The sequence below is a fragment of the Allorhodopirellula solitaria genome, assembly GCF_007859855.1.
GTDB classification, from domain to species: Bacteria; Planctomycetota; Planctomycetia; order Pirellulales; family Pirellulaceae; genus Rhodopirellula; species Rhodopirellula solitaria.
The window spans coordinates 26,549-40,884 of record NZ_SJPK01000014.1 but is presented as its reverse complement, the minus strand read 5'-3'; the positions used below and the strand labels follow the sequence as shown (position 1 = coordinate 40,884).

The following is a 14,336-nucleotide window of genomic DNA, read 5'->3' as shown; positions in this document are numbered from 1 at the left end:
GATTTCGTAGACGCCCGCCCATGGAGCCGAGTGCGATGACGGGCTGACGATTCAATCGAGGTTGGCGTCGCAGTCTTGAGCCGAGTGCCGTGAGGCACCGGGCAGCGCCGCCTACCCGGCCGCTTACACGTCTCGGCTCACGCGATTGACAGCCCCCGGAAGCCGCGGAGTAACAAGCCAATCGCCCTCTGGGCAGGGGAGCCGAATTGCCCCAAAATCAATTCTCAACCGTTTTCACGACCTCTTTCCCGATCGCGATGCAGCTATGAAACGAACCTTGCAATCCACCCCTCGTGCGATTCGTACGATCGCGGCCAGTACGCTGCTGGTCGGCGTGAGTGTGAATTGTCTCACCTCAACGCACCGATTGTTCGCAGAGGACACCGTCGCGAAAGACGCTGCGGCGACGGAAAAGGTCTCCGGGATCGATCAGGCACTGTTCAGCGAATCCGTCCAACCGGGCGAAAACTTTTACCTTTACGCCAACGAGAAATGGTTGTCCGAGACCCCGATTCCGGCGGACAAATCCAACTACGGCATCTTCACGGTCCTCGATGACGAGACCCGTGAACAGGTGCGCAGCCTGATCGAAGCGGCTGCCGAGGAAGACGCCGACAAGGGCACACCGAGTCAAAAGGTGGGTGACATGTACCAATCGGTACTTGACGTGCAGAAACGCAATCAAGCTGGGGTCGCACCGATCAAGCCGTTGTTGGAGATCGCCCAAGGCATTGAATCCCAGGAAGACCTCGCCGCCGCCATGGGCAGTCTCGTTCGGCAGGGTGTCTACGGGCCCCTCGCCCCCTACGTCAGCGTGGACGCCAAGAACAGTGACCAGTACATCGTCTACCTGACCCAGTCCGGCCTGACGCTACCCGATCGCGACTACTATCTCGAAGACGAGCCTCGCTACAACGAACTGCGCGGCGAGCTAAAAACCTATATCGCAGATATGCTGACGGCGCTGGGGACCGAAAATGCCACCGAGGCCGCCGAGCAGGTCTTTGAAATCGAAAAACAAATTGCCGAGCGGCAATGGACCAAGACGGAAAATCGCGACCCTGACGCGACCTACAACCGCAAGACGATGCCCGAACTCGATGAGTTGGTTGAACAGTTCCCGGTCGACCGGATGCTTACCGCGGCAGAGATCAAAGATCAAGCAGCGATCGTTGTGCGCCAGCCCAGCTTCTTTGCCGAGATCGATTCTGTCATCACCGACACTCCTCTGGACGCGTGGAAGAACTACCTCGCGTTCCATGTGATCGACTCCTACGCCTCGGCCCTCACCGAGGACCTGGAAAGGCGACACTTCGAATTCCACGGCAAAGCGGTCTCGGGCACCGACGAGCAGCAGCCGATGTGGAAGCGAGCGGTCGATGGTACCGGTGCGGTGCTCGGGGAAGTCGTGGGCCAGCTCTATGTTGAGAAACATTTTAAACCGCAGGCGAAAGCCCGCATGAATGAATTGGTCAACAACCTCAAGGCAGCTTTCGCGGAGCGAATCCAAACCCGCGAGTGGATGGGCAAGGGCACGCAAAAACAGGCCCAGGTCAAACTCGATAAGTTCACCACCAAGATCGGCTACCCCGATGAGTGGAAGGACTATTCCAAGCTGACGATCACCGACGCCTCACCGGCGACCAACATGATCGCGGCGGCCGAGTTCGAATTCAATCGTGATCTAGATAAGCTCGGAGGCCCAATCGACCGCAACGAATGGCACATGACGCCGCAGACGATCAATGCCTACTACAACCCCACGATGAACGAGATCGTCTTCCCTGCGGCCATCCTGCAGCCACCGTTTTTCAACATGGCCGCAGACGATGCGGTTAACTATGGCGGCATCGGAGCGGTTATCGGTCACGAGCTCAGCCACGGTTTCGACGACAAGGGCAGCAAGTACGACGGCGACGGCAACCTGCGCAATTGGTGGACACCGACCGACCGGGAAGCGTTCGAAAAGCGTGCCGCGGGATTGAGTGCCCAATACGACGAGTTCAAACCTTTTGAAGACATGAACGTTAACGGGGAGCTCACCCTGGGTGAGAACATCGGCGACCTGGGCGGCCTCGCCGTTTCCTACGCTGCCTATCGCTTGTCACTCGATGGCAAAGAAGCACCCGTGATCGATGGTCTGACCGGCGACCAACGCTTCTTCTTGGGATGGTCGCAGATTTGGCGACGGCTGTATCGCGAGCAAGAGCTTCGCAAACGCTTGATCACCGATCCTCATAGCCCGAGTGAATACCGGGTCAACGGCATCGTGCGTAACATGGACGAATGGTACGAAGCGTTCGGGATTGAAGAAGGAGATGAACTCTACGTTGCCCCGGAGAATCGGATCCAGATCTGGTAGCGTGTACCCGAACCGTGTTCGAGTCAGCGAACGTAGGGCCGGTTCCCACCGGCCATTCCCCACAAAACCGGATCCCCTGTCAGCTTGTCTGACAGGAATCTCCGTTTTGTGATTAGATCAACATGGAGCATTCACCCCGCTCCCATGCGGGCTTGCCCCGCATGACAGCAAAGTTGATCGACTTGGTTTCCTGTCAGACAAGCTGACAGGGGAACGTGCGTCGATACCGCGGTTTTCTAATTTGAAAACGTCGCTTCGGCGTGTGACAAGCACACGGGGGAGCAAACTTGTGAATAATCAACCGGTTCCCACCGACCATCCCTGGTGCGGGCGACGCACCGAATATTGTCCGGGTACTCATCGCCCTGTTTCACTCCAATGAGTTGAGGCCCCCGGTGGATACGGCCGGTAGAACCGGCCCTACTGGCTGTCGATTGAGTGAGCCAATTTAGTAGGCAATTTCGCTTTTTTGTGGCTCATCCGACGGAAGCGTGCGCTGGAGGTTTTGGAGGCATGGCTCCAGTATCCAATGATTGATTTGTCGGAGGTGATAGTGGATGTTAGACTGGAGCTGCCGGGAGAAACGGAGCCGAGCTCTGCAGAGGTGCTGGCTTGGCAAGGGATATCTCGGTCGATGGTACGCCAATGGTGTTGCCGGCCCCTGGCGGACATTCGTTCGTCGGGCACCCATTTTTGTAAGATTATTGGATACTAGATCCATGCCTAGAAAAACCTTCCCGCTGTGCTCCGCGCACGCTTCCGTCGGATGATCCTTTTTTGGCATCCGCCTTTGTCGAGGCAAATACCTTTCTAGAAATTCCGCATCACGCCAAACGTAATCGCATTGGCCGTCAGGTCGTTGTAATAGACTTGGCGGCGGGGAGCGGCCAACCCTTGCAGTACGCCAGGGTTCTGCTGAGTTAGGTTCAGTAGCGGATCGATTTGTTCGCCCGCCCGCAACACGCGGCTGAGATAGAGGAAGTGGTAGCCGACCGACGCGCTCCAACCGTATGGTAGCTGTCGACTGAGTAGAATCCGCAGTTCAGGTGAAACGGCGAATTGGCTGTAGTCTCGGGAGCCCGAGTTGCTCTCTTGGACGAGCAATCCACCATTCTGGATGCTGGTCGATCCGTCGGTGGTTCGGGTCAGCCCCCGTGCCGTGACGGTAGTGCTCGTCCTACCGACGCCGAGTTTCAGCATCGACGCGAGCGACCAGCGTGCCCACCTCGTTTCGCTGCGGACGCCGAATGCGGCTGCGTTGAATCGGTTGCTAGCCTCGAAATGGTCGCTGCGATCGATCAAAGTGCCAATCGCTAGCCCACTGCTACTGCCGGTGATACGTTTGGATTCGCCAATCGTCAGGTCGTCGTCGAGTTGCAGGTAGGTATAGCCCACAAAGCTTTCGAGCTGCCGATCCGCTTGGCTGACCAACATGGCTCGCAGGAACACATCGCCTGCCGCGAACTGTGTCGTGGACAGGACATTGACGTTGCCTGAGTACTCGCCTGAGTAACCCACCAGGTCGGCTTCGCTGCCCATTCCACCGGGAGAGACATCGACATAGGGACGTGCCAGAATACCGTAGGTAGATGAATTGGCTGAGTAGTGGTTCTTTTCGTCGTCTGCGAACAGGATCGATCCAGACAAACCCAATCCTGACGCCCCGAAGTAGCGTCCAACCTCGAAACGGCCTCCCGAACGGGTGCTGTCTCCAATCTGGGTTCCGCCATAGAGTGTTTGAGTGCTTGCGAGCCCGACGATCCCAGCGTTTCCAATCGATGTTCCCGGATCACTCGTCGTCAGCAAGGGCGGGGCACCTTGGCCGTCGAGTGAAATATTGGCGTACTCGGCGCGGGCCCAAAAATTGGCCAAGGGGTGAGCCAGGAATCTCGCCAGGTGTTCGACGCGTTTGTCATAGCGCCCGTAATGGTCGTCGGCGTAGCGGCAGGAATCACAGACGCCCGTCACGCTCTCGCCACAGGCCGCGCAACCACCATCGATGGGTTCGGCAAACATCAGTTCACCTTCATAGCCAGGTTCCGGTTCGTAAAACATCACATTGGGATCGGGGTACTCCTCGCCTTCGATGATTTCCGCGCCTTCGTATATTTCGCGTCCTTGGATCTCTTCAGGGGCATCGGCAAATGGGGATTTCAGCGTCAGCGTGGACGATGATGCCATGTTGGAAGAAACGGATTGCCCCACGTGGACGGGCATGGGGGCGGCCCCCATGAAATACTCTCCATCCTCCAATTCCGATTCCCGGATCTCACCGTCCGCGTCACGGATCTCGACACTGGTAACACGGCCCGGTTGCACTCCTGGGTCTTCCTTCAGGACTCGCGAGGCAGGCTCAGCAGGCGATGAATAGCGACGGATTGGTATCCGCCGCTCGGTCGTTTGCGAATCATCTTGGGCGCTGACCGGTGATGCGGCGCAAGCGATCGCCAAGACAAGTCTTGCGAGTCGCGGGAGCGCGCGTTTTCCTCGCGTGGCATGGTCGTGGTGGACGGGGCGATCGCCCTCAAGGATTTGCTTCGTCATGTGATGATCACGGCCTGAGACCCGAACACGGGTGGCAACGCGACAGACGCTCCCACAGTGAATTAGTTCAAACAGCTTGCCGAGGATCACAGCCCCGGACGCGGACGCGTGCCGGCTCCATTTCTCGACAATCTGTTAACGCACAGAAGGCGTTCACTGTGGGGTTAGCAAACTTGAGTCAAAAAAGTCAAGTCAGATGATTTTTTAGAAAACTCTGGATCACCGCTGGTAAATCGGCAGGAAACCGCGATCGAGCTGCAACATCGTCAAGTTGCATGCGGTGATGTAGACCGGGTGAATCGGTCCCGTCCAGGACCCGTCGGGCTGCTGCTCAACGGAGATACGATCGTACAGCCGGTCGCGGAATGGGAACCATTCTTCGTCGCCTTGGCGGTAGACAACCTGGCTATAATACAGGTAGGTGTAGTGCCAATGGCCAAACGCGGCTCCGGCGTCCCCCAGCCCATGGAGTGCCTCTTTGCTGTAGGCGAGCATTTCGGGCACCTGCTCGCTACTGTAATCGCCCGCGTTGTAGAGGGCGGCCAATGCGGCAGCGGTGATTGCCGGCCGGCTGCTGCCGGTCTGGCGGCTGCTGTAGCTGATCCCACCATCGGGGTTTTGGCAGCGGTAGATGTATTCCTTTGCCTTCTCGATCACTTCACCACTGACCGGAATCCCAGCGTTTCGGCATCCCCGCAGTCCTTGGACTTGCGTGATCGTCGTGCTGCCTTCATCGAAATCGTTTCCCTCTTTGGCAGAGACGTAGCCCCACCCCCCAGCGGCGGTTTGCGCATTGCCACTGAACTGGACCGCCCGGCTGAGCACATCGACGAGCTCCTCCCGGCGATCGATCAACCCCTCCTCACCGAGCACCTGCGAGAGAAACAGCATCGCAAACCCATGGCCGTAGGTGTACCTCGCATCGGTTTGCGGGTCACCGATCAAACCATTGCCCCGCGATTTGCTGATGATGAAGTCCGCAGCTCTGGCGATCTGGCGAGCATACGGGCCCTGCGTTGTCGTGCTGCCACTGGCGATCAATGCGGTGCCCGAGAGCGCTGCCATGGCGGTGGGGTAAACGGTGGTATTCCACTGTCCCCGCGAGGATTGCTTGCTGGCTAACCACTCCAGCCCCTTGTTGATCGCCTCTCGCCATTTGGGCTTGGGGATCGCTGCTCGGGCCGTCTCCGGGGTGGCCGAAGTGGCCGCAACACAGCCGCTCGCAGCCAGGGCGTGCAGAAATCGGCGTCGGTCGATGGTGGGGTAGTTCATGGCAAAAGCCTGGTTAGCAAGCTACGTTGAGTCTGTGAGGCGTCCACACTTACCTACGATAGCATGCCGGCGCCAGATCGAGAAACATGCGATTTCCGGAGAATCATGTGAAGTTAGCCGGGTTGTGCCGCCGATAACGATTGTGCCACCGATTGGCTGGACCTGAATCGCGCACAAGGCGTACCACGATGACAAATATCATGAATCTACGACGAAATGTGACCACTGCTGTGGCACTGACCACCCTGACGACGATTCTGGCCGCCACAACAGGCTGCCAAACTTCTCTGAATGGTCAAACGCTGCCGAGCCCCTACTATTTACAGGACGACGTCCAGTATTTCCCTGCGGGACCGGAGTTCAAGCTGCCACGTGAAGCCGCCGCACTCCGCGCCGCCCGCGCTGAAGAGAAGTTGAATCAACAATGAACCGCACCCGGCATCAAGAAAAGATCATTCGCAATTACTACGAGAATCGCGACGTGATCGGTCTGCAGAAGGCCTCCGAAGCGGTCACGGATCTGTATCTCAGCGAAGGCAAGAAACGGGCCACGATCTGGAAACGGCTGGCTAGCCATCTGGAGAAGATCGGGGTCCCGGAAAAGAGAATCGAAGAGCTGCGGGAAGCCGACGATCCAGCCGCCGTCGCCAAACTGCTCGAAAAATACTCGGGCTGAACGGCGACGGGCTGATGACGACGCCCAACGGAGCAGTCCTCTGATCGCCCCCAGGCATCGCCCTGTTGATTCCCGTCAAGCGGTTTCCCAGCGAATCGCCAGCACCCGTGCTGCCACCAGTAGCCCGAATGCGGCGGCCATCAACACGGTGAGTTGGGGACCGAGTTCGGCAACGGGCAGCTCCCGCCAAAAGACTTTGTCGTAGCCATCGAGTGCCCACGCATTGAACGTCCACAAGCCCGCCCGCTGCAAGGACTCGCTCATCACGTAGCGGGGCACCATCGAGCCACCCAGGGCGCTCATCGTCAGGATGGCGATCACCGATAGACCGCCAAGTTGCCCACGTGTCCGGCAGAGTGTCGCTAAAAAGAGTCCGAAAGATGCCGCCGCTGCGGCCGTCGCCATCGTCATGATGGCGAACCCATCGAGATGCCCAAGCAGGTCCAACCCGAACACGAGCTGGGCCCACAGAAACATGACGGTGACCTGAACACAGCCCAACAGGGTCAGGTAAAACCATTTTCCCAGCAACAGTTGGTCCATCGTCATCTGCGTTGCCAACAACCGTTCGAGCGTTTGATTTTCCCGCTCTTCGAGCAACACACCTCCGCCGGTAGACGCATTGAATAGCAAGAACATCACGGCGATTCCCGCCGCATAGACACTGATCACGGGATTGGATTTCCCTTGCCCGAGAATGTTCACCACCTCGATCTGGGGCGGTGCAAACGCTGGCGCCGCGGTGAAGGATGCGTCGGGGGGCGACTGCGAAGCCGATTCCGCCGCGACTTTGCGAACAAATTGGCTGAATTCCGGATTGGCCTGGCGAGTATGCGTGTCTGTCGGCGGCTCGTTATTTTTCGCCGAAATGGGGGCGGCTGCGCTTGGCATCGCATCACCCATCATCGCCTGGGTCACCAACGCCGAAACCACCTGGCTGGCGACTTGGTCGGACGAGTCATTGAGTAAATCGGCGGTGAATCGGTTTCCCTCCCAGTCGATGACGACGGCGATCGTTGCTACACCACGTCGGACCATCGTCTCAGCTGCTTTTCGGTCCAAGCCCGTCGCTGGGGGAGTCCCCTTCATGACTCGCAGCCCCTCGCTCTCGGCGAGATGATCGAGAACCTGCTGGCACCGTTGAAAAGCCTCGCTCGCCGGTACGCTATCGTCGGCCGAGCCTGCCTGGACGTCCGCCGCCTGGACGTCCGCTGCGTTGACGAGTGCCACTTTGACCTTGGGGGTCGTGCCCACACCGTGCGTGAAAATCCAAGCAAAAACGCTGAAGAACGCGATGGGCACGACGAACGTCAGCAACCATTCGACACGGTTGTGTCGGAGGCGTCGGACGTGAATTTCGATTACTTTCCAGATCACAGATCGTTCAGTCCCGTAGTTCGCGACCGGTGAGGTGTAGAAACACGTGATGCAAGGTCGGGCTCTGTACCTCAACATCCACAACGCAGTAGTCCGCTGCGCCGACGGCTTCGATTAACCGCGGCAGCCCGACGGCGATCTCGGACACCTTCGCGGTGACTGTCGATTCGCCCGGCCGCACCGTCAACGCCAAACCGGTCGTCGCAAACGGCTCGTTCCCCTCACCGCGGAGCGGTTGATCGAGCTGGATCCGGACGACACGGTCGATGCCAATCGTTTGTTGCAGCAGTTCTTCGAACGTGCCCGCAGCAACGACGCGTCCGTGGTCGGCGATCACGATCCGGTCGCACTGCGATTCGGCTTCGTCGAGATGGTGTGTCGTCAATAGGATTGAGGTGCCTCGGTCGCTGAGCTGGTCGAGCATCACAAAGATCCGCTCGCGGCTCTGCGGATCGACGCCGACACTCGGCTCGTCCAGCAACAGCACTTCGGGCTCGTGCAGCACACCGCAGGCGAGATTGATGCGGCGTTTCATGCCGCCTGAAAAGGTTCCCACCAATTCATCACCGCGATCGGCCAGCCCCGTCCATTGCAAAGCCCACTCGACTTGCCGCTGCAATTCCGAGCCGCGCAGCCCATAAAAGCGGCCAAAGGCAAACAGATTCTCGCGCGTCGTGAGGTCCACATACAAAGCAATCTCTTGGGGAACGAGACCGAGCATGTGCCGTGGTGAGCTGCGTTGAACGCGTTGGCCCATCAATTCGATCGTGCCCGAGTCCGCTTGGGTCCGCCCCGAGAGACAACGGATCATCGTGGTTTTGCCCGCCCCATTGGGGCCGAGATAGGCTAACCGCTCGCCCTGGCGAAGTTCAAAGGTAATCCCATCGAGCGCCACATGCTGCTTGGCAGTCTGGCTGCCAAACCCCCAACCCGCCCCCGGCAGCGGATAGCTCTTGCGCAGATCCGTCACGGAGATCGCGGGGGGCGTGGTGGAAATCAATGGATGCTGCTTTGGCATAGATGAACGAGGAACCCCGCCATCTTAGCGAATCGTCAATCTCAGCGGAAACCCGATTGTTGGCGGACAAAGTCGACCGACGGCTCCGCCCGTCGCGAGCACGAGCACTCCCGCTCAGACGCTCCTGCTGCTTTCAAGTTCGCCTGCAGAAACGATTTACTTCACCCGCCCGGCGGAGATGGGACGGTCGGTTATCGAGCCTTCAGCGAGATAGCCGGGGAGGGCCGAACGTGCAACGGGACATCCCAATCCAGCCTGATCCCCCGAACCTTGCCTAGCTCGGTTCGGGCCTCAGCTCAGACGGACGGAGCCGTCTGGCTACTCTCTACCATTTCATCAGCCACGCCGGCGAGTGTTTGGGCGAGATGCCAGGCCGTCATGCCCGCTTGAGAAATGCCTGCCGCAGCGGCGTCGCCAGCTCGGCCGTGTATCCAGACGCCCAGCCGAGCGGCATCCCAGCCGGACAATCCCTGGCCGAGCAGGGAGGTGATCACCCCAGTCAGCACGTCGCCACAACCGGCCGTCCCCATCCCAGGGTTTCCAGTTGCGTTGACGTAGACGCCCGCTGACTGCTCGCCAGCACAACCATCGACGACACGCGTAGGACCGCCTTTGACCACGATCGTGATCCGCAATCGAGCCGCCAGCTGCTGGGCCGCGTCCAACTGCGCGTGCTCATCCTTCGCCGATACCCCCGTCAATCGCCCCAGTTCCCCTGGATGAGGCGTCAGCACCACAGGCGCGTCCGAGTCGCCGCGCGCGTAGGATTCATCGTCAAAAAATTCCTGCCGAGCAATGATGTTCAAGGCGTCGGCGTCGATGACCAGCGGGGTTTTTCGTTGTCTCAGTAACTCGGAGACGATCGTGGTGCTGCCCTCACCGGTGCCCATTCCCGGGCCCACACCGATCGCATCCTGGCGTGATACCCAATCCCGAAGTTCCGGCCACGCCTCGTCAGCAAAGTGACCGTCGAGGCAGGGCAGGGCGGTGGTCATGATTGCGGGATGATACCCAGCGACCGTTTCGAGAACTCGATCGGGGACCGCCGCGGCAACCAATCCCGATCCAGCATGCAGTGCCGCGATCGAGGACAACGCGATCGAACCGGCCATCCCACGCGACCCACCCACCAGGAGCACACGACCAAAGGTGCCCTTGTGGTCAGCGGATTGACGTGACGGCAATAGCAATGGGGGCGAGGACACTGTCATGGTTTTTCTGCCTTGGATCCGCGAGAATTCAGTTGTGTTTTTCATAGTCGACCGACGGCTCCGCCCGTCGCGAGCACGAGCACTCTCTCCCACCCAGAATGCCGCACAGCCTTTGAGTGGATTGTTGGTAAGCGTGCATGGAGCTTCGCCGGGTGGGTGAGGTAGATCGTTCAATCATCATACTCCGAAACGGCACTCTCCTCTCAGCTCAGACGGTCGGAGCCGTCTGGCTACATAGTCGACCGACGGCTCCGCCCGTCGCGAGCACGAGCACTCTCTCCCACCCCGAATGCCGTACAGCCTTTGAGTGGATTGTTGTTAAGCGTGCACGGAGCTTCGCCGGGTAGGCGAGGATGACCGTTCAATCATCATACTTAGAAACGGCACTCTCCCCTCAGCTCAGACGGTCGGAGCCGTCTGGCTACATAGTCGACCGACGGCTCCGCCCGTCGCGAGCACGAGCATTCTCTCCCACCCCGAATGCCGTGCAGCTTTTGAGTGGATTGTTGGTAAACGTCCACGGAGCTTTGCCGGGTAGGCGAGGTATATCGTTCAATCATCATACTCCGAAACGGCACTCTCCCCTCAGCTCAGACGGTCGGAGCCGTCTGGCTACATAGTCGATCGACGGCTCCGCCCGTCGCGAGCACGAGCACTCTCTCCCACCCCGAATGCCGTACAGCCTTTGAGTGGATTGTTGGTAAGCGTGCACGGAGCTTCGCCGGGTAGGCGAGGATGACCGTTCAATCATCCTACTCCGAAACTGCACTCTCCCCTCAGCTCAGACGGTCGGAGCCGTCTGGCTACATAGTCGATCGACGGCTCCGCCCGTCGCGAGCACGAGCACTCTCTCCCACCCCGAATGCCGTACAGCCTTTGAGTGGATTGTTGGTAAGCGTGCACGGAGTTTTGCCGGGTAAGCGAGGTATATCGTTCAATCATCCTACTCCGAAACGGCACTCTCCCCTCAGCTCAGACGGGCGGAGCCGTCTGGCTACATAGTCGACCGACGGCTCCGCCCGTCGCGAGCACGAGCACTCTCTCCCACCCAGAACGCCGTGCAGCCTTTGAGTGGATTGTTGTTAAGCGTGCATGGAGTTTTGCCGGGTAGGCGAGGTATATCGTTCTATCATCCTACCTAGAAACGGCACTCTCCCCTCAGCTCAGCCAGCCGTATCCGTCTGGCTACATTTCAGCCAGCCGCAGCCGTCTGGTTACTTTGTCCATTGAGTCCTGCGGCGATCAAGCCTGCGAGATAGGCGCCTTTGAAACCAGCATCAATGTTCACGACGGCAACATTGGGGGCGCACGCAGTCAGCATGCCCATCAAGGGCGTTAACCCGGCAAAGTTGGCGCCGTATCCTGTGCTCGTGGGCACGGCGATGACGGGCACGGCCACGTGGCCGGCAACGGTCGGTGGCAATGCTCCTTCCATGCCCGCGATCACCACGATCGCGGCGGCCTTGCGAAGTTCGGGGACGGCGGCCAAGAGTCGCTGCGGTCCAGCAACGCCGACGTCTTCGATCCGATCCGCAGCGACGCCCATCCAGGCAAGGGTTTCGATCGCTTCTTCGGCCACAGCGGCATCGGTACTGCCCGCGGTAACGACGGCGACGTGGGCGACGCCCGCCTCCCGGACTGGGCAGGTAAGCTGGTTGGGTTCTCCGGCGATCCGTAGCGTGCGAGCCAGTGGGTTGTGGTGTGTGCAGGGGAAGATCCGTCGCAACTGCGCTGCCGCCGTCGAATCGATCCGCGTGATCAAACAATGCTCGCCCGCATCGAGCTGGGTCTGGACGATCCGGATCATCAACTCCGTGCTTTTGCCCTCGCCATAAATCACTTCTCCAAACCCACACCGAGCCCGCCGTCCGATGTCGACAGTGGCTCCCGGAATCGGCGCCATGCCATCGATCAGGGGAGCCACGTTTTCGGTCGCAGCCATCTGGACCGACAACTCATCGGCGGCTTGATCGACCGCCATCGTCCCTTCGGCGACCGCCGCCAGCATTTCTAGCAGGGTAGGGCAGGGGGCTTCTTTCTCGCGAGCTGGCGACGGCGGGGCAGGGGAGTTCATGGGCGATTTGACATGGGGCAGAAGGAGGCGGGGAATCGAGCTCGAACGGTAGTACTCTACCGTGTCGTCAATGGGCGGGGGGGCCATCACAATCGACTTGCACCGCTTGCATCGCGTCCCTTTCGGGCAGGACCCCTTTTCGATTCGGTTGTGAAATGCTCTCTTCCTCCTACAATAGACAATTTTACCCCGCATATGGATGCTGATTCGATATGAAAAGTTGCGTGCTGGCCTATTCTGGTGGACTCGATACCTCGGTCATCCTCGGTTGGTTGCAAGACCAAGGCTACGAAGTTCACTGTGTTTACGTGGACTTAGGCCAGCCTTGTGAGGATCGCGACGCGATCATGGAAAAGGCTCGCAACTGCGGTGCGAAATCCTCACGGCTCGTCGATGTTCGCGAAGAACTCTGCCGCGATTTCGCGTTCCCCGTTCTGGCATGGCAAGCCAAGTACGAACAAATCTACCTGCTGGGCACTTCGATCGCCCGGCCGCTGATCAGCAAAGTCTGCCTCGAAGTCGCTCGCGAAGTCGGCGCGACCGCTTACGCTCACGGGGCCACCGGGAAAGGCAACGACCAATGCCGCTTCCAACTCGCCGCGGAAGCACTCAACCCCGACATTGAGATGATCGCACCCTGGCGCATCCAATCGTTCCGTGACGCCTTTCCAGGCCGCACCGAGCTGATCGAGTACTGTGACGTCAAGCGTATCCCCGTCAAAGCCTCGACAGCCAAGCCCTACAGCAGTGACGAGAACGTCCTGCATATCTCCTACGAAGCTGGCAAGCTCGAAGAGCTCGACGTCAACGGCGTCGAAATTGTCGAGTTCGGCATGGGCGTCTCACCGCAAGAAGCACCCGACAAACCCGAAGAAGTCACGATCGGATTCGAATCCGGTACCCCCGTGACACTTAATGGCAACAAAGTCTCAGCCCTCGAGATGGTCGAACAACTCAACACGATCGCCGGCCGCAACGGCGTCGGCCGAATCGACATGGTCGAAAACCGGTTCGTCGGCATGAAGAGCCGCGGCGTCTACGAATCACCTGGCATGACCGTGCTGTACGAAGCATTGATGAATGTGGAACAGCTCACGATGGACCGTGACCTGATGCACCTCCGCGATCGGCTCGCCCCCGAAGTCGCCGAAATGGTCTACTACGGATTCTGGTACACCCCGAAAATGGACGCGCTGTTCGCGTTCATCGAAGAAGCTCAGAAACCCGTCACCGGCGAAGTCACGTTGCAGCTCTACAAGGGCAACATCATGGTCGCCTCCCGTCAAAGTCCCAACAGCCTCTACGACGAAGAGATCGCCACGATGGAAGGCGGCGGTACCTACAACCAAGACGACGCTGAAGGCTTCCTGCGAATCCACGGACTCCCCTGCCGAGTCCAAGGCCGCGTCACCCCACGCCAGTATTAAAGTCGACCGACGGCTCCGCCCGTCGCGAGAAACGAGCGCACTCTCTCCGCTCCGCTCAGACGAACGGAGTCGTCTGGCTACATAGTCGACCGACGGCTCCGCCTGTCGCGAGTAAGCAACGCGTGATCGATAAGTGGCGAATTTAGCGAACGCTTTTCTGTGGTGGACGAGGTGACGAACTGTTGAGCCCCGCAAGGGTTCCTACGCCGGAGGCGTTGAAGAGAATAGCCGTAGGTCAGCGCAGCGCCACCTCATAGGCATCAAGTTAAGGATTGATCTATAAAAAAAGCGGAAAACCGTTCATAAAGTGACTTGAATTACAACCTCGTCACCTCGGAGAACGGAGTTTCCGCATGGACAGAGTAACAGCGCTGG

The 14,336-nt window shown here is 59.2% G+C and carries 10 protein-coding genes; 4 read left to right on the top strand and 6 right to left on the bottom strand.

Annotation, left to right across the window (positions count from 1 at the left end; all coding sequences use genetic code 11):
* The first annotated feature begins 265 nt into the window (after positions 1–265).
* Positions 266–2,362, top strand: a complete 2,097-nt coding sequence (locus CA85_RS20170) for a M13 family metallopeptidase (protein ID WP_146393162.1) — start codon at positions 266–268, stop codon at positions 2,360–2,362.
* An 810-nt stretch (positions 2,363–3,172) separates the two neighbouring features.
* On the opposite strand, the gene CA85_RS20165 is transcribed toward CA85_RS20170, so the two are convergent.
* The gene (locus CA85_RS20165) at positions 3,173–4,906 is read right to left on the bottom strand and encodes a BBP7 family outer membrane beta-barrel protein (RefSeq protein ID WP_246113011.1); all 1,734 of its coding nucleotides are present in this window, start codon (positions 4,904–4,906) and stop codon (positions 3,173–3,175) included.
* Between the two features lie 219 nt (positions 4,907–5,125).
* Entirely contained in the window at positions 5,126–6,178 is a 1,053-nt protein-coding gene (locus CA85_RS20160) for a prenyltransferase/squalene oxidase repeat-containing protein (RefSeq protein WP_146393161.1), read from the bottom strand.
* 200 nt (positions 6,179–6,378) lie between these two features.
* On the opposite strand from CA85_RS20160, the gene CA85_RS20155 reads away from it, so the two are divergent.
* Together CA85_RS20155 and CA85_RS20150 are read left to right on the top strand one after the other, a co-directional pair.
* On the top strand, positions 6,379–6,606 hold the full coding sequence (locus tag CA85_RS20155; protein WP_246113010.1) for a hypothetical protein: 228 nt from the start codon (positions 6,379–6,381) through the stop codon (positions 6,604–6,606).
* Positions 6,603–6,854: a hypothetical protein gene (locus CA85_RS20150; protein WP_146393159.1), complete on the top strand. Its 252-nt coding sequence runs from the start codon at positions 6,603–6,605 to the stop codon at positions 6,852–6,854. The genes CA85_RS20155 and CA85_RS20150 overlap by 4 nt, the downstream gene beginning before the upstream one ends.
* A gap of 75 nt (positions 6,855–6,929) precedes the next feature.
* Here CA85_RS20150 and CA85_RS20145 read toward each other — a convergent pair whose 3' ends face one another.
* The 4 genes from CA85_RS20145 to larB form a co-directional block, all read right to left on the bottom strand.
* Complete coding sequence (locus tag CA85_RS20145) at positions 6,930–8,231, bottom strand: ABC transporter permease (protein WP_146393158.1); 1,302 nt, start codon at positions 8,229–8,231, stop codon at positions 6,930–6,932.
* Between the two features lie 7 nt (positions 8,232–8,238).
* Positions 8,239–9,249, bottom strand: coding sequence for an ABC transporter ATP-binding protein (locus CA85_RS20140; protein WP_146393157.1), 1,011 nt, complete (start codon positions 9,247–9,249; stop codon positions 8,239–8,241).
* A 296-nt stretch (positions 9,250–9,545) separates the two neighbouring features.
* Entirely contained in the window at positions 9,546–10,505 is a 960-nt protein-coding gene (locus CA85_RS20135; RefSeq protein WP_246113009.1) for an NAD(P)H-hydrate dehydratase, read from the bottom strand.
* A gap of 1,147 nt (positions 10,506–11,652) precedes the next feature.
* On the bottom strand, positions 11,653–12,534 hold the full coding sequence (gene larB, locus CA85_RS20130; RefSeq protein WP_146393156.1) for a nickel pincer cofactor biosynthesis protein LarB: 882 nt from the start codon (positions 12,532–12,534) through the stop codon (positions 11,653–11,655).
* 212 nt (positions 12,535–12,746) lie between these two features.
* Between larB and CA85_RS20125 the strand changes: the two genes are divergently transcribed.
* Complete coding sequence (locus CA85_RS20125) at positions 12,747–13,961, top strand: argininosuccinate synthase (protein WP_146393155.1); 1,215 nt, start codon at positions 12,747–12,749, stop codon at positions 13,959–13,961.
* Positions 13,962–14,336 lie beyond the last annotated feature (375 nt).